The sequence below is a fragment of the Devosia sp. SL43 genome (assembly GCF_021729885.1).
Taxonomy (GTDB): Bacteria; Pseudomonadota; Alphaproteobacteria; order Rhizobiales; family Devosiaceae; genus Devosia.
In genome coordinates, this window is record NZ_CP063401.1 from 675,314 (window position 1) to 697,644 (window position 22,331).

The 22,331-nt window shown below is 62.6% G+C and carries 22 protein-coding genes; 9 read left to right on the forward strand and 13 right to left on the reverse strand.

The genetic code is table 11. The features are described 5' to 3' along the window. Positions 1-79 precede the first annotated feature (79 nt). Positions 80-337 (forward strand): hypothetical protein, encoded by a 258-nt coding sequence (locus tag IM737_RS03285; protein ID WP_236898305.1) that lies wholly within the window; start codon positions 80-82, stop codon positions 335-337. Positions 338-400: 63 nt separating this feature from the next. Further along, on the forward strand, positions 401-859 hold the full coding sequence (locus IM737_RS03290; RefSeq protein WP_236898307.1) for a hypothetical protein: 459 nt from the start codon (positions 401-403) through the stop codon (positions 857-859). Here IM737_RS03290 and IM737_RS03295 read toward each other — a convergent pair. From IM737_RS03295 to IM737_RS03310, 4 genes are all read right to left on the reverse strand, one after another. Continuing rightward, positions 856-1,497 (reverse strand): response regulator, encoded by a 642-nt coding sequence (locus IM737_RS03295; RefSeq protein WP_236898308.1) that lies wholly within the window; start codon positions 1,495-1,497, stop codon positions 856-858. The two genes, IM737_RS03290 and IM737_RS03295, sit on opposite strands and share 4 nt — an antisense overlap. Further along, positions 1,494-2,951, reverse strand: a complete 1,458-nt coding sequence (locus tag IM737_RS03300) for a sensor histidine kinase (RefSeq protein ID WP_236898310.1) — start codon at positions 2,949-2,951, stop codon at positions 1,494-1,496. Before IM737_RS03300 ends, IM737_RS03295 begins: the two co-directional genes overlap by 4 nt. Positions 2,952-3,172: 221 nt before the next feature. Beyond that, positions 3,173-6,631 (reverse strand): DNA polymerase III subunit alpha, encoded by a 3,459-nt coding sequence (gene dnaE, locus IM737_RS03305; RefSeq protein ID WP_236898312.1) that lies wholly within the window; start codon positions 6,629-6,631, stop codon positions 3,173-3,175. A gap of 311 nt (positions 6,632-6,942) precedes the next feature. Continuing rightward, a complete protein-coding gene (locus IM737_RS03310; RefSeq protein WP_236898314.1) occupies positions 6,943-7,953 on the reverse strand; it encodes a zinc-dependent alcohol dehydrogenase family protein in 1,011 nt (336 codons plus the stop codon). Positions 7,954-8,087: 134 nt separating this feature from the next. Here IM737_RS03310 and IM737_RS03315 point away from each other — a divergent pair, with 134 nt between their 5' ends. Genes IM737_RS03315 through IM737_RS03325 form a run of 3 tightly spaced genes read left to right on the forward strand, consistent with a single transcriptional unit; the run spans position 8,088 to position 9,660 of the window. Beyond that, the gene (locus tag IM737_RS03315) at positions 8,088-8,741 is read left to right on the forward strand and encodes a YoaK family protein (RefSeq protein ID WP_236898316.1); all 654 of its coding nucleotides are present in this window, start codon (positions 8,088-8,090) and stop codon (positions 8,739-8,741) included. 57 nt (positions 8,742-8,798) lie between these two features. Beyond that, a complete protein-coding gene (locus IM737_RS03320; RefSeq protein WP_236898318.1) occupies positions 8,799-9,152 on the forward strand; it encodes an ArsR/SmtB family transcription factor in 354 nt (117 codons plus the stop codon). Beyond that, the gene (locus IM737_RS03325; RefSeq protein WP_236898320.1) at positions 9,142-9,660 is read left to right on the forward strand and encodes an SRPBCC domain-containing protein; all 519 of its coding nucleotides are present in this window, start codon (positions 9,142-9,144) and stop codon (positions 9,658-9,660) included. The genes IM737_RS03320 and IM737_RS03325 overlap by 11 nt, the downstream gene beginning before the upstream one ends. A gap of 164 nt (positions 9,661-9,824) precedes the next feature. Here the strand turns inward: IM737_RS03325 and IM737_RS03330 are convergent, their stop codons facing one another. The 4 genes from IM737_RS03330 to maiA all read right to left on the reverse strand — a co-directional run bounded on the left by IM737_RS03330 (position 9,825) and on the right by maiA (position 14,733). Beyond that, positions 9,825-10,889 (reverse strand): DMT family transporter, encoded by a 1,065-nt coding sequence (locus IM737_RS03330; RefSeq protein WP_236898322.1) that lies wholly within the window; start codon positions 10,887-10,889, stop codon positions 9,825-9,827. Positions 10,890-11,070: 181 nt separating this feature from the next. Then, on the reverse strand, positions 11,071-13,410 hold the full coding sequence (gene clpA, locus IM737_RS03335; RefSeq protein ID WP_236898324.1) for an ATP-dependent Clp protease ATP-binding subunit ClpA: 2,340 nt from the start codon (positions 13,408-13,410) through the stop codon (positions 11,071-11,073). 9 nt (positions 13,411-13,419) lie between these two features. Further along, the gene (gene clpS, locus IM737_RS03340; RefSeq protein ID WP_442874168.1) at positions 13,420-13,842 is read right to left on the reverse strand and encodes an ATP-dependent Clp protease adapter ClpS; all 423 of its coding nucleotides are present in this window, start codon (positions 13,840-13,842) and stop codon (positions 13,420-13,422) included. A 264-nt stretch (positions 13,843-14,106) separates the two neighbouring features. Beyond that, positions 14,107-14,733, reverse strand: a complete 627-nt coding sequence (maiA, locus tag IM737_RS03345) for a maleylacetoacetate isomerase (protein WP_236898326.1) — start codon at positions 14,731-14,733, stop codon at positions 14,107-14,109. 197 nt (positions 14,734-14,930) lie between these two features. On the opposite strand from maiA, the gene IM737_RS03350 reads away from it, so the two are divergent. From IM737_RS03350 to IM737_RS03360, 3 genes are all read left to right on the forward strand, one after another. Beyond that, positions 14,931-16,529 carry a serine hydrolase gene (locus IM737_RS03350; protein ID WP_236898328.1) on the forward strand — a complete coding sequence of 533 codons (1,599 nt, stop codon included), beginning with the start codon at positions 14,931-14,933 and terminating at the stop codon, positions 16,527-16,529. 83 nt (positions 16,530-16,612) lie between these two features. Beyond that, positions 16,613-16,882, forward strand: a complete 270-nt coding sequence (locus IM737_RS03355; RefSeq protein ID WP_236898330.1) for a hypothetical protein — start codon at positions 16,613-16,615, stop codon at positions 16,880-16,882. A gap of 54 nt (positions 16,883-16,936) precedes the next feature. After that, a complete protein-coding gene (locus IM737_RS03360) occupies positions 16,937-17,596 on the forward strand; it encodes a hypothetical protein (protein ID WP_236898332.1) in 660 nt (219 codons plus the stop codon). Here the strand turns inward: IM737_RS03360 and IM737_RS03365 are convergent. The 4 genes from IM737_RS03365 to IM737_RS03380 all read right to left on the reverse strand — a co-directional run bounded on the left by IM737_RS03365 (position 17,593) and on the right by IM737_RS03380 (position 20,774). Beyond that, positions 17,593-18,495, reverse strand: a complete 903-nt coding sequence (locus IM737_RS03365) for a division plane positioning ATPase MipZ (RefSeq protein WP_236898334.1) — start codon at positions 18,493-18,495, stop codon at positions 17,593-17,595. The two genes, IM737_RS03360 and IM737_RS03365, sit on opposite strands and share 4 nt — an antisense overlap. 235 nt (positions 18,496-18,730) lie before the next feature. Beyond that, on the reverse strand, positions 18,731-19,573 hold the full coding sequence (locus IM737_RS03370; RefSeq protein WP_236898336.1) for a division plane positioning ATPase MipZ: 843 nt from the start codon (positions 19,571-19,573) through the stop codon (positions 18,731-18,733). Positions 19,574-19,674: 101 nt separating this feature from the next. Beyond that, positions 19,675-20,100 carry a DUF1489 family protein gene (locus IM737_RS03375; RefSeq protein ID WP_236898338.1) on the reverse strand — a complete coding sequence of 142 codons (426 nt, stop codon included), beginning with the start codon at positions 20,098-20,100 and terminating at the stop codon, positions 19,675-19,677. Then, positions 20,097-20,774, reverse strand: a complete 678-nt coding sequence (locus IM737_RS03380) for a glutathione S-transferase family protein (RefSeq protein WP_236898340.1) — start codon at positions 20,772-20,774, stop codon at positions 20,097-20,099. Before IM737_RS03380 ends, IM737_RS03375 begins: the two co-directional genes overlap by 4 nt. Positions 20,775-21,226: 452 nt before the next feature. Here IM737_RS03380 and IM737_RS03385 point away from each other — a divergent pair, with 452 nt between their 5' ends. Continuing rightward, a complete protein-coding gene (locus IM737_RS03385) occupies positions 21,227-21,844 on the forward strand; it encodes a shikimate kinase (RefSeq protein WP_236898342.1) in 618 nt (205 codons plus the stop codon). Here the strand turns inward: IM737_RS03385 and IM737_RS03390 are convergent. Next, positions 21,777-22,331, reverse strand: a complete 555-nt coding sequence (locus IM737_RS03390) for a chloramphenicol phosphotransferase CPT family protein (RefSeq protein WP_236898344.1) — start codon at positions 22,329-22,331, stop codon at positions 21,777-21,779. The two genes, IM737_RS03385 and IM737_RS03390, sit on opposite strands and share 68 nt — an antisense overlap.

Consider the following 22,331-nt stretch of genomic DNA (forward strand, 5'->3'; position numbering starts at 1 on the left):
TACCGGCTCCGCTTCGGTTCAGTCAGGGTCGTGTGGTCGGTTGCAGAGGCAATCGGCCAACTCGAAATGGAGCTCAATCATGAAGATCACACTCTCCCTGCTGACCGTGCTTGCACTAACCGCCGTGAGCCTGCCTGCTTCAGCCAACACTGGCACATTTAGCGCAGCAGCGACCGTTACGCAGTCCACTACGAAGACCGGCGCAGTGATGGTCTTAGCCCGTCATGGCGCTGATGATCCCGCCACACACGACCAATTCGACGACAAGGGCGGCAACCGCCCCAACAAGGGTGGCAAGGGCCGCGGCGGCCGCGACGATGGTCCGAACCACACCTGATACCAGCTTGGGAGGCGGAGCATTCACGCCTCCCCTTTCCTCCACACCTACAGGTCGGGCAGAATGCTGCTTGGTCTGGTAGTATCGGGTCCAATGAACGTCATTTCTATCCTCTGCAAATCCGGGTTCACCGCCGCACGCTTGCTGGCGATTGCCATCGGCATGACATCGGTCTGCGTCATCTTTGGGCTGCCTAGCCTCAACGCCACGGAGGTGATGGCCAAGGATGGCGAAGACGATGGTGGTTCGCACGATAGCGACGACGACCATGGAGGGGATGACCAAGGTGCCGACGACAACAGCGGCTCTGGAGGCAATGATGACCCTGCTGACCCATCGGGGTCAGGGTCGGGATCGGCTTGTGAGGATGCTTCGGTCAGTCTCGACCTGCAATATGCCGACGGGTTCCACGAACATGTTTCGGATTGCACATACACCCTGACCGACCAACTGGGTCGAGTGGTGGTCACGCGCTCAGCCACGCACCGGGATATGGAGCGTCTTCAGAAGCTCACGCCTTAGGTTCGCGGCGCCGCGTCGCGCAGCAACAACGCGGCCTCCGTGCGATTGCGGACCTTGAGCTTGTTGAGGATGCTGGTCATGTGGTGCTTGACCGTCTTCTCCTGGATGTCCAGGTCGATCGCGACATGCTTGTTGCTCATGCCCTTGGCAACGAGCCGCAAGATTTCATCTTCCCTGATCGTAAGAGCCGACAGCAGGTCGCCAGGTCCGCTCACTTCCGGACGCTCACGCAATTCCACCCACAATCGCGCTGCCAGGGATGGCGACACGTAGCTTTCCCCTGCCATTATGCCCCTCAGAATTTCTGCCAGCTCGACAGAGCCCACCCCCTTGAGCACATAGCCGTGGGCGCCAGCCTTGAGCGCGGCCATGATATCGTCGCCCGACTCCGACACCGTCAGCATGACCACCTTGAGATCCGGCGCATGAGCACAGATCTTCTGTGCTGCGACAATGCCGCTGCCCGGCATAGAAATGTCGACCAACGCCATGTCCGGACGGTGGTCCTGCACAAGGCGAATTGCATCCGCGGCGCTGCCGCCTTGGCCAACGATTTCAAAATCGCCCGCCTCCTCGAGGCTGCGCAGCACACCCTCACGGAAAAGCGGATGATCATCGACTAGGATTATTCGTATCATGACATTCTCAGAATGGTGCTGCGTGACTTCGGCAAGGTGCAGACAGTGGATGTGCCGAGGGGCGACGATGAGATGTCCATTCGCCCGCCGAGGCTCGCGATGCGTTCCCGCATGCCCTCCAGGCCCAGTCCGGTACGTGGCTCGCTAGTATCGAATCCGGGACCGCGGTCGCGGACGGTCACAACGAGCGATCCGGGGCCATCCTCGACTTCAACCCGTAGTCCCACACCATTTGCGTGGCGACTGGCGTTGCTTAGGCTTTCTTGAACGAACCTGTAGATGCAGATGTTGGAAACGCGATCAAGCTGGGTAGCGAGACTAGGAACCAGCAGTTCAACCGTGTTGCCCGTTCGCTCTTCATGCGTCGCCACCACAGAGCGCAACAGGTCCGGCAAGGCCAGCGTCTCGACCTCCGGCAACACGAGCCCCCTGGAAATACTACGAATTTCCGCCATTGCATCGCCAAGAAAGCCCCGAACCTGGTCCAGTTCCTCGACCCCACCGCCGGTCGTTGTCGCTCGGCCAAGCCGCATCTGCGCCAGTGCCAGCAGTTGTGCCGGACCATCATGGAGATCCGCCCCAACCCTGCGCATGAACTGCTCGTTCAGCGCCAGTGATCGGTCGGTGGCGGCTTGCAGGGAACCTCGCAGCAACTGGTTCTGCACAAGCAGATCTGACAATTCGCCGACACGATCCTCCAGTGTTCTGCGCTGCCGGTCGATCAGTTTGCTGCCGCGCCGTACGATTAGATACAGCGCAGCTAGCATGGACGATGTCGTGAGCGAGACGATGGCCCAACTTTGCAACCGTGCCGCAGCCAGTCCTGCCGCGAGGCCGTCGGCATTCTCGTAGAATTCCGCCACCGCAATAATCTCGCCCGACCAGGCTTGTCGCACCGGGCTGTAGATCTCCAGCAAGGGGGATTCGTGGCCGCGCTCCGGCGCATTTTCAGCGTCCGCGAGCTGATCGAACTCGGCGGTCACCGCGCCAGCGAACGCTTCGCGCAAGTGATCGCCTATGGGAAATCTCTGCCCGATCTGGGCGGGATCGCTGGAGTAGGCAACGGAGCCGTCAGGCAGCCAAATCTTGAACACCACCAGCCGTTCGCCCAAGGTGCCCTGACCGAGCACTTCGTCTAGCGCTCGATCCGCCCCTTCGCTCAACGTTCCGTTCTCCGTGAAGTTGTCGAACAGCGGCGACACCACGCTGTCGACATAAAGTGCGGTCGCCGCAGCACTATTGGCGATAACGCCCTGCTCGATCTGCCCAGTGACCCAGATGCCGATCGCCAACATGCCGCCAAGCAGCACTAGTGCGCCGACCGCCAGGAATTGCGCGGCTAAGTCGAAGCGATGCCAAATGGCCTTCGTCCATACCAAGAGGTGCCAGGCCGCAGGATAAAGGGCCTGCGGCCGTTCGTCGCTCCTGCTGTCAATGGTCCGGCGATCGGTCATAGTGCTCACCTTTACGGGAGCTTACCGGCTCGCATAACTTGCGCAAAGGGTCCTAGGACTTATGGCGGTGCTGAAGCTGCCAAGCACTCAAGATGCGAACGCTAGACGCCAACTTGAGAGGCACTGAGCCGCCTCCAGCACCTACGGTTGATGGCAGCTTTCGGGAGGTCGCACTCAGGGCGTGAATGACCGCAGTGGGGTCGGAAGCGGCCAAGCGCCCCTCAGTTCAGCCTCACATCCGTAACCCCATCCAGCGCCTTGATCCCGCCGGCCACCTCCGCCGTCAGTCGATACGCCCCCGGTAGCTCGATCTCGTATTCCCGCGCGCCGCCATCGCGGATGACGACGAAGTTCACCTTGCCCTCGCCGCCCCGCTTGAGCTGGGCGTTGATGGAACCCAGCGCCTTGGCGTCGGCTGCAAAGACCGTGAGGCGGCGTTCGATGGTGTCTTCGATGCCTTCGATGGCCTGGGCGGAGAGCAGGCGCAGGCTGACGCCTTCGGCGCGTTCGTCGGCGCCGACCTGCAGGATCACCGATTTGCCGGGCTGCAGCTTGGCGCCGAATTCGTTGATCTGCTCGGAAAAGGCGATGACTTCGAAGCTGCCGGACTGGTCGGACAGCGTCAGGATCATCATCGGCGTGCCCTTGCGGGTGCGGCGATCCTGCCGCCCGCTGATGGTGCCGGCAAGGCGCCCGGCCGAGGCGCCGTCCTTGACGGCGCGCTCGAAATCGCTCCAGCGCTGCACGCGCAGCTTTTCGAACAGGTCCGAATAGGCATCGAGCGGATGGGCCGAGAGGTGGAAGCCGATGGCTGACAGTTCGCGGTCTGCGCGCTCGGTGGTGCTCCAGGCGGGCACGCCGGCCGGCAGGCGGACCGGTTCGGGCTCACCGAAATCGAACATATTGCCCTGCCCCACGCTACGCTCGTCGGTGAGCGAATGGGCCATGCCGACGACGGCGTCGATGGCGGCAAAGGCCACTTCGCGGCGCGACACGATAGCGTCGAAGGCGCCGGCATTGACCAGCGTTTCGAGCGTGCGCTTGGAGAGAATGCGCGGATCGACCCGGCGGGCGAAATCGCCGAGATCCTTGAACGGCGTATTGCCACGCGCCTCGACGATATGCTCGGCCACCTGCCGGCCGACGCCCTTGACGGCGCAGAGGCCGTAGAGAATGCGCTTGTCCTTGACCGAGAACACCACCTGGGAGGTGTTCACGCAGGGCGCGACCAGCTCGATCTTGTGGCGCTTGGCCTCGCTGCGGAATTCGGCCAGCTTATCGGTATTGCCCATGTCGAGCGTCATCGACGCAGCCAGGAATTCGTGCGGGTAATGCGCCTTTAGATAGGCCGTCTGGTAGCTGACCAGCGCATAGGTCGCGGCGTGGCTCTTGTTGAAGCCGTAATTGGCGAACTTGGCCAGCAGATCGAAGATCGTGTCGGCCTGACCCTGCTTGAGGCCATGCTTGATGGCGCCCTCGCGGAAGCGCTCGCGCTGCGCATCCATCTCCACCTTGATCTTCTTGCCCATGGCGCGGCGCAGCATGTCGGCTTCGCCGAGCGAATAGCCCGACAGGAGCTGGGCGATCTGCATCACCTGCTCCTGATAGACGATGATGCCATAGGTTTCGTCGAGCACGACGCTGAGGTCCTGGTGGGGATATTCCACCTCCTCGCGGCCATGCTTGCGGTCGTTGAACAGCGGAATATTGTCCATCGGACCGGGCCGATAGAGGGCCACCAGCGCGATGATGTCCTCGAAACGGTCCGGCTTCATGTCGACCAGCGCGCGGCGCATGCCGGCGCCTTCCACCTGGAACACGCCGAACGTGTCGCCCTTGGAATAGAGATCGTAGGTCGGCCGGTCGTCGATCGGGATATCCTCGATGCGGAAGCTGCCGCCATCGAGATTGACCATGTTGACGGCATATTCGACCGTGGTCAGCGTCTTGAGGCCAAGGAAGTCGAACTTGACCAGGCCCGCCGCCTCGCTCCACTTCATGTTGTACTGGCAGACCGGCATATCCGAGCGCGGATCGCGATAGAGCGGCGCCAGATCCTGCAGCGGACGGTCGCCGATGATGATGCCGGCGGCATGGGTCGAGGCGTGGCGGAACAGGCCTTCGAGATTGCGCGCGATGGCGACGAGATCGGCCACCGTCTCGTCATCGTCGGCCATCTGCTTGAATTGCGGCACCTCGTTCATGGTGCGCTCGATCGAATAGGGATCGGCCGGATTGGCCGGCACCAGCTTGCACAGCCGATCGACCTGGCCATACGGCATCTGCAGCACGCGGCCGACGTCGCGCAGCACGGCGCGGGCCTGCAGCGTTCCGAAGGTGATGATCTGCGCCACCTGGTCGGTGCCGTATTTCTGCTGCACGTAGCGGATCACCTCTTCGCGGCGATCCTGACAGAAGTCGATATCGAAATCCGGCATCGACACGCGTTCCGGATTGAGGAAGCGCTCGAACAGCAGGTTGTAGGCCAGCGGATCGAGATCGGTGATGGTGGTCGTATAGGCGACGAGCGAGCCGGCGCCCGAGCCACGGCCGGGACCGACCGGAATGCCCTGCGACTTCGACCAGCGGATAAAGTCAGCCACAATAAGGAAATAACCGGGGAACTTCATCGACTGGATGATGCCGAGCTCGAATTCCAGCCGGTCCCAATAATCCTGCTCGGTCTTGCCAGGCGCTGTGCCCACGGTTTCGAGCCGCTTGCGCAGGCCATCCTCGGCCATGGCGCGCAGGGCGTCGGCCTCGGCCTGCAGCGCATCGGCCTCGCTGAGATCGGGCGCGGCGGCAAATTTGGGCAGGATCGGGCTGCGCGTCTTGGGCCGGTAGGCAATGCGCTGGGCGATCTCGATGGTGGAATCGAGCGCTTCGGGAATGTCGGAGAACAGGTCCGTCATTTCGGCGCGGGTCTTGAAATAATACTGGTCGTTGAGCTTGCGCCGCTCGGTCTGGGCCAGCACGGTGCCGCCGGCAATGGCCAAGAGCGCATCATGCGCCTCGAATTCCTTGGCCGATTTGAAGAACGGCTCGTTGGTGGCGACCAGCGGAATGCCCTTGCGATAGGCATAGTCGATCAGCCGCGGCTCGACATTGGCCTCCTGGATGCGCCCATGGCGCTGGAGTTCGATATAGAAGCGGTCGCCGAAGATTTCGGCCAGGCGGTCGAGGCGGCGGATCGCATTGGCATCCTGACCCTGGGCGAAGGTCATATCGATGGCGCCTTCCGGGCCGCCGCTGAGACAGATGATGCCCTCGAGGCTGTCGCGATCGAGCCAGTCGAGCTTGGCTCGTGCCGTGCCGCTGCCATCGCCCTGGAGGTAGGACTTGGACACCAGCCGCGACAGGTTGCCGAAGCCGATTTCGCTCTGCGCCAGCAGCACGACGCTGGATTTGCCGGACCAGGCCACATGCCCGCGCTCGCTGACCCGCTCCTCGGCGGCGGCGAAATCCACCGCCAACTCGACGCCGACCAGTGGCTGGATGCCCTTCTTGCTGGCCTTCTCGGAGAATTCCAGCGCCCCGAACAGATTGCCGGTATCGGCAATGCCGAGCGCCGGCTGATCGTCGGCGGCGGCGAGCTTGAGAATGGTCTCAAGCTGCAGCGCCCCCTCAAGCAGGGAATAGGCCGAATGGACGTGAAGATGGATAAAGCCGGGACCGTTCATGCGCTAGCCTTATCACCTGCCACCGAGTCCGCCCAAACCGGCTCCCCCGCAATCCACAGGTCACACGAGCCTGGTCAGCACATCCATCCAGGTGAGCGACCCGATGGTGAAGGCGCCGAGCGTGACGAATGCGGCGAAGTCCTTGATGAAAGTGAGCATCTGCATCTCCGTGTTGCTATAATGTTCTTGTAAGTTCTTTGTTTGTTCTTGTCGAGGAACAAGATCGGGAACAGCGGGGATTGGCCTGGACTGGTTAGCGAAGTGTTAGGAAGTGTTCACGGAGCGTTAGCATCGACAGCGCCAAACCGGGCTCAGGGTGTCACGATCACCTTGATTTCGCCAGGCTGCGGCGGCGCGCCGACAATCGCCGCGACGGCGTCGAGGCCGACCTGGTGCGTCACCAGCCGATCGAGTTCCAGCACGCCGCTCGCCACCATAGCCGCTGCACGCGCATGGGTATGCGGATTGAGATAGGCGGCCTCCAGCCGGATCTCGTTGACCAGCAGGTCGAACGGGCGGACGGGCACCGCGACGCCATCAGGCGTCACGCCGAACAGCACCAGCGTCCCGCCCTTGCGCAGCATCTTGAGCCCCTGTTGCAACGTCTCGGGCACGCCGGCGCATTCGAGCACCACGTCCACGCCCTGCCCGCTCATTCGGCGCACGCTGGCAACGACATCGCCGGAGGCAGGATCCACCGTCGCCGTGGCGCCCAGCTCCATCGCCAGCGCCCGCCGCGCTTCCTGTCTGGTGACGAGAAACACCTCCCCTGCACCTGCCACCCGCGCCAGTTGCACCATGAGCAGCCCGATCACCCCGCCACCAAGAATGGCCACACTGCCGCCCGGCACGATCCGGGCGACATCCAGCGCATGCAGGCAACAGGCCAGTGGCTCGCTGAAGGCGCCATGGACGGGGTCGAGCCCCGGCGGCAACAGGTGCGCCTGCAAGGCCGGAACAGCGACGAACTCGGCAAAGCCACCATCCCGGAACACGCCGATCGCCAGGAGGTTGTCGCAAAGATTGGGCCGCCCCTCATGACAGGCCCGGCAGGCATTGCAGGCGATGTTGGGGTCCACCGTGACCAGTTCGCCCCCATCGAACCCCGTGACCGATGCGCCCACAGCCTCGACCACACCGCAGAATTCATGCCCCAGCGTCACGGGCCGCCCGGTAGGGTACTCACCCCTGAACATATGCCGGTCGGACCCGCAAATGCCGGCGGCAAGCACGCGCACCAGGATTTCGCCTGCACCAGCGGTCGGCCTTGGGATCTCCCGCATCGCCAACGCCCCCAGCGCCTCGAGCCGCACAGCACGCATGTTCTCTCCCCGGGCCGGTTCCCGCCTCGTTGCCAATCGGCCATCGAACTGTACGACTTGCATCCGGGCGCACAAGCATCCTTGCATCCATACCCTACCCTTGTCAGTGTCCTGTTCGTCTCCCGGAGATCGCCTTGACCCCAACGCCTCAACTCAGCCTTGGCCTGTTGCTCACTGCGGCCGCCGGATTCGTCGACGTGGTGGGGTTCATCGAGCTGGGCGGGCATTTCACCTCGTTCATGAGCGGCAACATCACCCAACTGGGCGATGCGCTGGCGCTGGGTGCCTGGCCGGTGGCGCTGATCACCGCGTCACTGGTGGCGCTGTTCCTGCTGGGGAGCCTTGCCGGCTCCCTGCTGGCTTTGCTGGCAGGCCCGCGCTGGGGCTCGTCCGCGGTGACGGGCTTCGTCGTGGCCACGTTCGTCGTGACGCTGGGCCTGGCCTTTGCGGGATTTCAGCCCAACCAGTTCATGCTGGCTCTGGCAGCAGGCGCCGGCGCCCAGAACGCCATCCTGCCCTCGACCGGCTCGGTGCGCCTGGGCACGACCTTCGTCACCGGCACCTTGTTCGCAGTCGGACAGGACCTCGCCCGCGCCCTTTACCGCCTCGCCCCACCCTGGCGCTGGGCCCAGCACATGCTGGTCTGGATATCGCTGCTGCTGGGCGGGTTGCTGGGGGGATTGGGTTACAGGGTCCTGGGGATCAATGCACTGCTGGTGCCAGCCGTGCTCTATATCGGCTTCCTCGTCGCGTTCCTGCTGCGCCGCCCCAGTAGCGTAGTGACCTGACCGAACCAGCCGCAAAGCCAGCTTGCATATCACCAAGCCTTCGCTATACTGAACTACATGGTTCAGTATAAACAAACCCACTTTGACACCTCGTTTGCTGCGCTTTCCGATGCCACCAGGCGTGGTGTGCTCGAAAGGCTCGGGCGTTCCGACGCCTCGATCTCCGATCTTGCCGAGACGTTCCGCATGACCCTGACGGGCATGAAGAAACATATCAGCGTCCTCGAACAGGCAGGGCTGGTTACCTCAGAGAAGGTCGGGCGCGTGCGCACCTGCCGGCTCGGCCTCAGCCGCCTTGAGCAGGAGGCGGAGTGGATCGAGCAATACCGCCGATTATGGGATGCCCGGTTCGACCGGCTGGACAAGATTGTCGAAGACCTCAAACGCAGGGAGAACAATGATGGACAATAGGCAGGAAAATGATGTGGTCGTGAGCGATGGTCGTACCATCGTGAAGCGCACGTCCGAGCGCGAAATCACCGTGACGCGCACCTTCAATGCCCCAGCCCGGATCGTGTTCGAGGCCTGGACCAATGCCGGGCTGTTCGCGCAATGGTGGGTGCCCAAATCCTTGGGCGTCCCACTACGCTCCTGCCAGATGGATGTGCGCACCGGTGGCACCTACCGCCTGGAATTCGGCCAGGACGCCGAAAACACCTGGGCCTTCTTCGGCAAATATATCGAAGTGGTGGTGCCGGAGCGGATCGTCTGGACTAACGAAGAAGGCGAGAACGAGGCCATCTCCACGGTGACCTTCATGGAGCACGACGGCAAGACGCTGCTGACCTTCAGCGAAGTCCATCCCAGCAAGGAAGCGCTCGATGAATCGCTGGGCGGGATGGAAGGTACGCCCGAACAGTTTGCACAACTGGACGAACTGTTGATCACGCTAGGCGCCGGCGGGGGATCAGCGCGCTGATTGTGCCTGAACGGTATATCTGGCTTGTGGTGCGGCGACCGGCCAACACCGTGCCCGACGCCCTCAAAGGGGGCCGCCTCGCCCATTTTGCAACGATCGAAGGCTGACTTCGACGCAGTTTCGGACCTCTTGCGCGTGTTGTCGGCGCAAAAGCAGACCCAACGCTATCGGTGACTATGCCCGTGTCGGTGGTGCAGGTCCGGGTAATGCGGATGCCTGTGCCACATAGGTTCATGCCGGTGCCAGTGCGCGTGCGGTTCGGTGACCGATCCGTCGTGATCATGCCGATGGTGCTCGTCATGGACGTGGGCGTGGTCGTGCTCCAGAGCCTCGTGGTGATGCTCGTGATCATGTCGCTCCGCTAAATGCAACCATAGCCCAATGGCCATGAGAATACCGGCTCCGACCAACTGCCAGGTGATGGCGTCGCGAAAGATAGCGATGGCCAACACAGCGCCGATGAACGGCGCCAACGAGAAGTACGCCCCTGTTCGAGCAGTCCCCAGATGGCGCAAACCGAGCATGAACATGACAAGACTCACGCCGACGCCGAGGAAGCCGACCAGCGCGCCTGCACCAATCAGAGCAGCACCGGGTAGTGACGCCCCGAGCGACAAAGCCAGCACAAGATTGGTCGAGCCGGCGACAAACCCCTTAATCATCGCGATCTGCACCGGATCAGCGGATGACAGCTTACGCGTGAGGTTGTTGTCGATGCCCCAACTCAGGCAGGCCGCGGCGATGAACATGCTGCCCGTGTCAAAGCTCAGGCCATCGCCGGTCCATGACAGCAGCACCGCTCCAGCAAGAATGGATGCCGCACCCAGGACGAGTTGCCGGTCGACGTTCTCCCTGAACACGATCCAGGCAATAGCCATGGTGGCTAGGCCTTCAAGGTTCAGCAGTAGCGATCCCGATGAGGCGCTGGTCTGCGACAGACCGAGCATCAAGAACAGGGGAGCGACCATGCCACCAAATACGATCACTGCGGCAAGCCATGGCAGGTCGGATCGGCGCAGCGGCGCCTCGAGCGACGGCAGTCGTATCAATGGGCGACCGACATGGATGATGGCCAGTCCGAGGCCAGCTCCGAGGTAGAGAACACCCGCCAGCAGCCACGGATCGACCGAACCGATCAGAAGCTTGGAAAGCGGCGCGGAAGCGCCGAAGAGGACTGCCGAGCCGAGAGCAAGTGGCACTCCAGGCCAAAGAATAGACGCTATAGTCATGCCTCAGACTAGCGGAACGTCGGCAATCTGCCAACGGAGCTGGTTGGCTGTGGGGTGCCAGGGAGATAACCAGAAGGTTGTAAGCTTCAGTACCGATGCGCCGATAAGCTGTCAGTCCGCTAGCGCCCATAAAAGCTTATCGCCAACAAAAAAAGGCCCGGATCGCTCCGGGCCTCTTATCTTAGCTCTTGTCCGCCGTCGCCTTGGGCTTCTTCGGCTTCGGCAGCGCCTTGGGCTTGGCCGGCCGCGGCGGCACCGCGATCAGTTCCAGCTTGGCTTCGCTGCCTTCGCCGACAACCGCCACGGTGACCGTCCCGCCATTGACCAGTTCGCCGAACAGCACCTGATCGGCCAGGGGCTTCTTGATGTATTCCTGGATCACGCGGCCCAAGGGACGCGCACCCATGCGTTCGTCGTAGCCGCGTTCGGCCAGCCAGTCGGCGGCTTCCGGCTGCAGAATGATCGTGACGCCGCGTTCGGCCAGCTGGCCTTCGAGCTGCAGCACGAACTTTTCGACGACGCGACGGACGACTTCCCGCGGCAGCGGCGCGAAGGAGATGATCGCGTCGAGGCGGTTGCGGAATTCCGGTGTGAACAGGCGGTTGATCGCCTCTTCGTCATCGCCCTGCTCGCGCTTGCGGCCGAAGCCGATCGGCGCCTTCTGCAGGTCCATGGCGCCCACATTGGACGTCATGATCAGGATGACATTGCGGAAATCCACCGACTTGCCGGTGTGATCGGTCAGCTTGCCGTGATCCATCACCTGCAACAGGATGTTGTAGAGATCCGGATGCGCCTTCTCGATTTCGTCGAGCAGCACCACGCAATGCGGGTTTTGATCGACGGCGTCGGTCAAAAGACCACCCTGGTCGAACCCGACATAGCCCGGCGGGGCACCGATCAGGCGCGACACGGTGTGGCGCTCCATATATTCGGACATGTCGAAGCGCTTGAGCTCGACGCCCAGCGTATCCGCCAATTGCTTGGCCGCCTCGGTCTTGCCGACGCCGGTCGGGCCGGTGAACAGGTACGAGCCGATCGGCTTTTCCGGTTCACGCAGCCCGGCACGGGCCAGCTTGATGGCCGACGAGAGGGCGGTGATGGCCGCATCCTGGCCGAACACTACGGTCTTGAGATTGCGCTCGAGACCGCTGAGCAACTCGGCATCGGACTTGGAGACCGACTTGGGCGGGATGCGGGCGATCGTGGCGATAGTCGCCTCGATATCCTCCACATCGATGATCTTCTTGCGCTTGTCCTCGGTCACCAGCATCTGGCTGGCGCCGGTTTCGTCGAGCACGTCGATCGCCTTGTCGGGGAGCTTGCGGTCGTTGATATAGCGCGCGCTCAGCTCTACCGCCGCCTTGAGGGCATCGTCGGTGTACTTGATCTTGTGGAACTCTTCGAAATACGGCCGCAGACCCTTCACGATCTCGATCGCATCGGGGACGGACGGCTCGTTGACGTCGATCTTCTGGAAGCGGCGGACCAAAGCCCGGTCCTTCTCGAAGAACTGACGGTATTCCTTGTAGGTGGTCGAGCCGATGCAGCGGATCGCGCCGGAAGCCAGCGCTGGCTTCAGCAGGTTGGACGCATCGAGCGCACCGCCCGAGGTCGCGCCGGCGCCGATCATGGTGTGGATTTCGTCGATGAACAGCACCGAGTTCGGCAGCTTTTCGAGCTCCTTCATCACGGCCTTAAGGCGTTCCTCGAAGTCGCCGCGATAGCGGGTGCCGGCCAGCAGCGAGCCCATATCGAGCGAGTAGATAACGGCTTCCTTGAGCACCTCGGGCACGTCGCCCTCGATGATCTTGCGAGCCAGCCCTTCGGCAATGGCCGTCTTGCCCACGCCGGCATCGCCGACATAGAGCGGATTGTTCTTGGAGCGGCGGCACAGGATCTGGATGGTCCGGCGCAGTTCGGCGTCGCGACCGATCAGCGGGTCGATCTTGCCGGCGCGCGCCTTCTCGTTGAGGTTGACGCAGAAATCGGCGAGCGCCGAACTCTTCTTGGCTTCGGCTCCGCCTTCGTTATGGCTCTCGCCATCGTCGGCACCACGCACCTTGCGCTCCTCGCTGGGACCGGACTTGGTGATCCCGTGGCTGATGAAATTGACCGCGTCTAGCCGGCTCATGTCCTGCTGTTCGAGGAAATAGGCGGCATGGCTCTCGCGCTCGGCAAAGATGGCCACGAGCACATTGGCCCCGGTCACTTCTTCGCGGCCCGATGACTGGACATGGATCACCGCGCGCTGGATGACGCGCTGGAAGGCGGCCGTCGGCCGCGCATCCTGGCCGTTGGCCACGATCAGGCTGTCCAGCTCTTCATTGATGAAATCTTCGAGGTCGCTCTTGAGCGCGTCGACATCGACGTCGCAGCCGGTGAGCACGGCGATCGTTTCACGGTCGTCGGTCAGGGCCAGCAGCAGGTGTTCGAGCGTAGCGAACTCATGGTTGCGCTCACGCGCCAAGTTCATCGCCTGATGCAGAGCCTTTTCAAGTCCGCGGGAAAATGAGGGCATATGATGTTCCTATTGCTTTTCCATCACGCATTGCAGCGGATGCTGGTTCTTGCGTGCCGTATCCATGACGCGGGTCACCTTGGTTTCGGCGACCTCGTATGGATATACGCCGCACTCACCCACCCCCTTTTGGTGAACGTGCAGCATGATCTGCATGGCTTCTTCACGTGGTTTGTTGAAGACGTCCTGCAAGACCAGAATGACGAATTCCATCGGCGTGTAGTCGTCATTGAGGAGCAGCACCCGATAAAGGCTTGGGCGCTTGGTTTTGGGACGGGTTTTCGTAATCGTCCCGGTTTCGGTGCCGCCTTTGCCTTCCCTGCCACCCTTGCCGGGATCGTCCTCCTTTGGCCCCGCATGGGCAGGCATCGGCTCCAGGCGCAACGCGACTGGGGCCTCATCGGTCAAAGCGAGGAGGTCATTGGCAATCATGGATGGCATTCTGTCGTGAGGAAAACGAAGCAGCATGGTGAGGAGCAGTATGTAAGCAAAAGATGGTCGATGTTAAGGGGTGATGGTTCGCGATTTTGTGACTGGACGGTTTAGTTTGGTTGGACCGCTTGCAGCAGCACTCGATCGTCACCCTCGGGCCTGACCCGAGTGCACTTCACTTAGCCATCTCACCGAAAGTGCAGAGCCCTCGGGTCAAGCCCGAGGGTGACGGCCGTTGGGTGGGGCGTGGACCAACGGCTAACACTAAGGGGAATAGTCAGGCTGCGCCTCGGGGCGAGCCGCCGCGAACGCCGGCAGGTCCGCGCAGCGCGCCTCGACCTCCAACAACAGCGAATACGCCGCAAGTGGCACACTCAACCGTCTTGCCGCAGCCATCTGCGGCACTAGGTGCAGGTCGGCCCAGCCAGGCGCCTCGCCATAGCAGAACGGAAACGCCGTCTCGCGTCGGGCCAGAAGGGCTTCAAGTGAGGCAAGGCCCAGACCCTGCCAATGCAGAACCCACTCGACCACCCCCTCCTCCGACACGCCCAGTGTTGTCAGTCGCTTGCGAACGCGGTTGACGGTCAAGGCATGCATCTCCGACGCCACGATGGCACCAAAGGCTAGCGACTGTGCACGCAGCACCGGATCGGAGGGCAGGATCGGCCGCTCGGGAAAGCGGTTTTCCAGGAAATCGAGAATGGCAGCCGATTGCGTGATGATCGCCCCGTCGATCTCAAGCGCCGGCATGAGGCCTTGCGGATTGATCCGCGCATACTCGCCGCGAGGCAAGCCACCAATGCCAACATACTCATAATCCAGCGCCTTTAGATTGAGCGCTATCCGCACCCGCTCGCCTGCCGAATTCTGAGCCTTCGTATAAAGCTTCATCGTCACCCCTCACCCATCCGTGACCACCTTTCCACACCCAGGCCAAATTCGTTCGCATTTTACGGAATGGTAACGGCGGGCCGGTATTCTCTCCGCGTTACTGGATCATTCGGGCGCGTGGGGCTCAACCCGGATCATCCATGCTTTGTAGTTGCGTAAGGGCACAGAAGTGCCCGAGAGTAAAATTGGAGTACCGGGTGGCTTCCCAGGCGAAAACCCCATGGCGCGTCGTTTTGATCCGCGCCTTTGCCGCACTTCTCGTTGCCGTAGCAGTGACGGCGCATGCAACAGCGCCCGCTCAAGCCATTGAAAACCTTCGCAGATATGCCGGCATCGTCGTCGATGCCAAGTCCGGCCAGGTGATGTACGAGGAAAATGGGGACAGCAAACGCTACCCCGCCTCCGTCGCCAAGGTGATGACGCTCTATGTTCTGTTCCAGGAGCTGAGCGCTGGCAATCTGCGTCTCTCCACCAAGATGACGGTGTCGCGCCATGCCGCCGCCGCCGTACCCACCAAGCTCGGCCTGCGTGCCGGCGCCGAAATCTCCGTCGAAGACGCCATCAAGTCGCTGGTGACGCTGTCGGCCAACGACATGGCCCGCGTCATTGCCGAGCATATCTCCGGTTCGGAAGAAAAATTCGCCGAGCGCATGACCGCGACGGCCCGCGCGCTGGGCATGCGCAACACCACCTATCGCAACGCCTCGGGCCTGCCCGATGGCGGCCAGCTGACCACGGTGCGCGACCAGGCCATCCTGGGCATCGCCATCTACCAGCACTTCCCCGACTATTACGAGTTCTTCCAGACCCGCAGCTTCAGCTACGGTCGCTCGACCTATGGCAACCACAACCGCGTGCTCGGCTATATGGGCGCCGTCGACGGCATCAAGACCGGCTATATCAACGCCGCCGGTTCCAACCTGCTGACCGCCGCCCGCAAGGATGGCCGCCACATCGTCGTCGTCGCCTTCGGCTTCAATTCGGCCGGCGCCCGCGACGAAAAGGTGCGCCAGCTCGTTGCCAACTACCTGCCCAAGGCCCGCAGCGGCACCTATCTCGCTCAGATCCCGATGCCCGGTCGCCAGGGCGGTGGCAATGTGCAGGTCGCCGTGGCGCAGTCGCCGTCGGCAACGCCGGTCTTTGTCATGCCCATGCCCCTGCCCGGCTTCCGTCTGGCCCAGCTGGTCGCCGCCAATGGCGCGCAGCCACAGGCACCCGCTATCCAGGCCATGCCTGAAGAAGTCGTCGTCGCCACTGCCGCGCCGGTTCCGGCACCAGTGCCAGCCGATCTGGGCCTGCAGCCTGCCGTCGCTGCCGCCAGCGCCCTCGCCGCGCCAAGCCAGGCCCCCGTGCCAGCCTATCCGAGCCAGGACGTTATCGGCGCCTGGCTGAGCGACACCTACAATCTGGGCGCCCCGCCCACTGCTCTCGGCCAGACCGTGCCCTCTGCGCCGCTCGGCTACGTGCCGACCCCACCCGCTGGCCAGGCCCCTCAGCCTGTTGACCTGATGACGTCGGGCTCGGTGCAGACCGCTGATGCCAGCGTCGCACCTGGTGGTTGGGTCGTGCAGATCGGCGCCGGCCCCTCCGAGGAAAGCGCCCGCGCCATGCTGGCCGATGCCGCCGGCAAGGCCGGTAGCCTGGGTGACTTCCGCTCCTATGTGGAGCGGTTCGAAAAGAACGGCCAGGTCTTCTTCCGCGCCCGTTTCGTCGGCTTCGGCGGGCGCGACGACGCGACGGCCATGTGCAACCAGCTCAAGCAGCAGAATCTGAGCTGCCTGGCCATGCAGAGCTAAGTCGAACGAAAAACGAGCCGGGGTCCATGGGACCACCGGCCACCCCGGGGAAGCAAATTGGTGCCTGTGTTTGGAGTAGCCCAATGAGCGAACGTACTGCCCTGACCGAGCTGGCCAATTTTGTCGGCCGCTCGAGTCTGTTGACCGACGACATGGCCGCGCGCAATCGCGTCTTGGCCGGAATGACCGGCCGCATGCTGCCCAAGAAGCGGACAGTGGGCGACCTGCTGGGCGTCGTGCTGGCCCTGTCTGCCCGCACCCGCCGCATGGTGCAGGAGCCGGTCAGCGTCGATATAGACGTCTTCGCCCCCGGCGGCGCCCGCGCCTTGCGCATGAGTTTCGGCCCGCGCTGAGCAGTTTGCTTCGGCACCACAATGAACTAGCCTCCGGTATCTCCGGAGGACAGCATGCGTCTGATATCAGCCACCTCGATCCTTCTGCTGGCCACTGCGCCCGCCTTCGCCGATTGCGACGCCTATGGCGATATCCGCGCGCCGGACTTCGCGCCCGAAGCAGCGACCGTCAGCGAGCTCAGCACCCTGGTGATCCTCGATAGCGGCATGGCGCTGTCGAGTGGAGACCGGGTGATCGTCACCTCGCAGCTCGATGACCAATTCTCCTGCGTCGTCCGGCCCGGATCGACCTCCGGCTACCAACCCGATTCCGGTATGGTGCTCACTACTCTGCTAGAGCCCGACAACCAACGCGGCGACGATTGGTTGGGCGAATGGCAGGGCAATCCCGAGCAGTTCCTGACCATCGAGCAGGCCGAGGACATTCTCGACATATCAGGCAACGCCACCTGGGGCATGTCCGACCCGGAGCGCGTGGAAAGCGGCGGAATCAATGTCGGCGAGTTCGTTGCCTCAGCCAGACCCAAGAAGGGCCGCATCGCCTTCACCCTGGACTATGCCGAGGGACAGACCCTGCCCTATGACCCCGAGAGCGACAGCTGCTCGGTGCGACTATGGCTGGCTGGCGAATTCCTGGTCGCCTCGGACAATGACCGCTGCGGCGGCATGAACGTGACCTTCACCGGCTATTACAGCCGCAAGTCCACCGACTAGACGTCGCTCGCCATGTGGACAAAGCGCTCTGCGTCGCTGGCTTGAACCTTGCTCGATGCCAGCGCCTTGCGTGCCTCGGCACGCTCGCTGGTCGGCAGGTTGAGTGCGGCCACGAGATTGCGATACTCCAGCCGCGCGCTCATATGCGACATCGAGGGCACGCCACCCAGCATCGCGTCGTCGAGCGGATCGAACACTGTCATGCCCATCGGGAACAGCGAGCGGAAAATCACCCGTTCGGCAATGCCATCGGCAACCCGGCAGCCCAGCCGCAGCGCGATGCGTTCGAGCATGGTCTGCACCTGCCGCATATTGCGCGACGACAGCATGGAGATGCGGTTGCGCACCAGTACCCAGTCGATGGTCCTGCCGTCGATTGCCATGCGCTCAGAGCGGGCGCGCTGCACCAGTCTGGCATAGTGGCTCATCTCGCGCGGTTCGCCCGTCACCGGGTCGATATGGGCCATGACGTTGAGGTCGATCAGGCTGTCATTGACCGGCGTCACCAGCGTATCGGCCAACGAATGTGCCAGGCGCGTCAGGTTGGTATCGAAGCCGGGCGTGTCGATCACCAGGAAATCGGCATCGTCCTCGACCTCGGCGATGGCCTGCCGGAACAGGTCGAACTCGACGCGATGATTTTCCCGCAGCGAGTCGCCGCGCGCCACCGGCAGGTGGAAATGCGTGGTATGCGGCATCTGCAGGCCGCGGTTCTTGGCCCAGTCGCGTCGGTTGCGCACATAGTGGGTCAGCGTCTGCTGGCGGCTGTCCACATCGATGGAAGCGACCTTGAAGCCGAGATAGAGCAGGTAAATGGCCAGATGGAAGGCCGTGGTCGACTTGCCCGACCCGCCCTTCTCATTCCCCACCACAATGACATGCACGCCCTGCCCGGCCACAACAAGCTCCATCCCTGGGCTGAATTGTCCGGCTTGTGCGGGTCGCTGGCAAGGCGAGAATGGTGAATAATAGTTAAACGCTTAACGCCGGCGGATCAGTGTGGCACGCCTTCGTGTTTCGAGGCGCTGAAGAGCGCACCTCACCATGAAGGCTACTGGAACATCGCACCAACAGTAGCCCTCATGGTGAGGTGCGAGTTCTTCACGAGCCTCGAACCGCGAGGGCGTGGCAAGATCAGGCCGACAGCCGGATCGGCTCCTGTGCGCTGCGGATCGGCAGGTTGAGCGAGGCCACCAGGTTCCGGTATTCCTGTCGTGCCGCGACATGGGAGACGGTCGACATTTCTCCGCCCTCTTCCTCGAAGGGATCGAACACGGTCATGCCGCTTGGGAACAGCGAGCGGAAGATGACGCGCTCGGCGATCCCGTCGGCCACCCGGCAACCGAAACGGGTGGCGATAGATTCGAGTGTCGTATGCACCTGGCGGGCGTTGCGCGAGCCGAGTACGGAGATGCGATTGCGCACCAGCACCCAATCCACCGCCTCGCCGGTTGCGGCCAACCGCTCGGAGCGGGCGCGCTGCACCAGCCGGGCATAGTGGCTGGTCTCGATCGGCTGGTTGGTCTCGGGGTCGACGCGGGCCAGCACGTTGATATCGATCAGGCTGTCATTGACCGGCGTCACCAGCGTATCGGCCAGCGAATGCGCCAGCCGGGTCAGGTTGGTGTCGAAGCCGGGCGTGTCGATGACCAGAAAATCCACCTGGTCTTCCACTTCCCCAACGGCGCGGCGGAACACGTCGAACTCGGCCTTGTCGTTTTCCCTGACGGAATCGCCCCAGGCCGAGGGCAGATGAAAATGCCGTGGACACGGCAGCTTGACGCCGCGCTCCTGCATCTGGGCGCGGCGGTTGCGGACATAGTGAGTAAAGGTCTGCTGGCGGCTATCGACATCGATCGTCGCCACGCTATGGCCGGCATGCAGCAGATAGACGGCCAGGTGGAACGCCGTGGTCGACTTGCCAGAGCCGCCCTTCTCGTTTCCCACCACAATGACATGCGCACCGCCACGCGCCATCGCCGCCCCCCAAATCAGTGTTGCACCACTGATGTCTAACAACGGCCGGTATGGTTAATGGGGAGTTAAGAGAAGGCCTCCGGGCAGTTGGTGACGCCGCGCTAAATCAGCCCCAGCTTGGCCAAATCTGCCGCCAGCGCCAGCGACTCGGCATTTTCGTTGGCTCCGACATCGGGCGGCGCATCCTCCGGCCGCAGATAGCGCCAGCCCTGAAAGGGGCGCTTGGGATAAGGCACCGTGCGGATCATGTCGCGGGACATGATGATATCGCAGTAATCGATGCCCTCGGCATTGGTGTAGCGCGCCAGCCGCAGGATCGGCTGCCGGCACACCACCTGCCCCGCGATCACCCAGTAGATCGAGGATAGACCCTCCATCTCGGCGGCCCGCTTGGGCATCATGCGGGTGCGATGGACGTGGACATCCTCGCCATAGTCGGCATCCCACCAATGGGCCCGCTCGTCGCGATAGCTCTCCAGCTCTTCGAGGCTCGAAACGCCCACGCAGAGCTTGATCATGTGGATCATGCCAGCGTTCCCGGCTTGACCCGGCCCTGGATCACGTCGATCTCGTCGTCGTCGACAATCCATGGCTCCTTCAGCGCTTGCGCCAGCCAGTCCTGGAAGGCCGGCAGGCCGTAGATCGCCTCGACATAGGCTGCGACGACATCGGACACCGGCAGCGCATAGGTGCGGATGCGCGTCGCCACCGGCGCGAACATGGCATCGGCGGCGGTGAAGGCGCCAAACAGATACGGACCGCCCGAGCGCGCCAGCAGATCGCCCCAGAGCGTTTCCAGCCGATGCAGGTCTCTGGCGATGCTATCGACACTGACCTTGCCTGGATGCGACGCCCGCAGGTTCATCGGCGCATGGCTGCGCAAAGCCGCGAAGCCCGCATGCATTTCGGCGGCCGCCGCGCGCGCCAGCGCCCGCTGCTGGATATCGAGAGGCCATATCGCCTTGCCCGGGTGGAGATCGGCCACGTATTCGATGATGGCAATGGTCTCCGGCACAGCGAGATCACCATCGAATAGCACCGGCACTCGTCCGGTGGGTGAGCGGGTGGCGAGATACTCACGAAACCCTTCGGCCCCAAGTTGCACGACCTCGTCGGAGAACGGAATCTCGAAATGCTTGAGCACCAGCCAGGGCCGCAGCGACCAGCTGGAATAATTGCGATTGCCGATCAACAGCTTCATGACTGCCTCCTGCCAAACAAGAAGGGCGCCCCAGTGGCCCGGGCGCCCTTCTGAACCTTATGAGTGAAAAACTCTAGCGCCTCAAAGCGCGATCAGGAAAAGTTGGAAGACTTTTCCGCTTCGATCGCGTCTTTAGACGCCAGCAACGACGGAGAAAACCAATCCCATCGACAGCAGACAGACCAGGGTCCAAGTCGCTGCCCGCCACAGATTTGTGGCCTTCGGTTGACTTCGCATATATCGCTCCTTGTCAGCCGTTCACTCCGGAAACTGTCTGGTGTTACCCGCACACAGCACCCGGTGATGAATCGTTAACTGCGTCATAAATGCGTTGCAAGCAGCAAAGTTGCCACACTCCACAGGAGCGTGATCGAACGCGGTTAAGACCATGACCGGGTAACCGATGGCATTTTCTGCACCACCTAAATCTCGGGTGGCGCTAGGATTGTCGGGTGAGTCCAACAGCCAAATTCACCGTCAGAAGACGACCAGAACCTGGGGAAAACATCTTCCTCATCGGACCGGGCGGTGTCGGAAAATCGACGCTGGGCGCCAATCTGGCGCGGCTGAGCGGCTATCCGCTCGTCGATCTCGACCTCGAATTCTGCCAGCGCATCGCCATCATCGGCCCGTTCATCGTCGAACACGGCTATGAAGCCTATCGCGCCGCCAATCTTGCATTGGCGCAGGAACTGGTGGGCGGCATCGAGCGGCCTTCGATCTTCGTCACATCTTCGGGGTTCCTGGTCGCGCCGCCGCACTCAAGCGACTACCAGGCCGCCGTGGCGCTTATTGGTACCGGCTACAGCATAGGACTTCTGCCCTCGCTCGGTATCGCTGAGGCCACCGACATCGTCGTCGGCAGGCAACTTGGCCGCGGCTTTGGATTGGAACGCGAAACTGAGGTCACGAAGTTCCAGAAGCGCTTCGCCATCTACAGCGTCCTAGGCGACATGCATGTGGTCTCGGCCGCACCGCCAGACCGGATCACGAAGGCCGTCACTACCGCTCTTTGCTGGCCAGCCGTGCAAACACAGAGTCGCCGGTCCGGGACGTCCAACTGTCAATGATCGCAGCCACGTTCTCTGCTGCATCCCTGTCGGATTGAACCTCGAAGTCATACGACAGGCCGCGGTGGATGGTCTCGAAATCCCTGGCTGCACTGCCGACCGGCCTGTCCCCTCGCAGGGCCTCGCGGCGGATCAACTCGTCGAGTGGGCAATGGACGCCCACGAAGAACACATCGAACGGAGAAAGCAGCTCAACAAGCTGCTCCAGCCAGCCATTGGTATCGAGAATGTGCTCAAGGATCAGATTGTTGCCAGCCGCGACATAGGCCGCCAGCGAGCGGTGGAAACCATCGAAGAACGGCGCCCGCGCGGCTTTCCAGTCGAACTCACCGCTCTTGAAGCGCTGCGTCGGCAACACGCCGGCATCGCGGAGATGGTCAATCGAGATATGCCAGAATGGCAGAGGCAAATTGGCCTGCAAGCCAGCCGCAATGGTCGACTTGCCGCTGCTTGAAGCGCCATGCAGGAAGATGATGCTGGCCGTCAT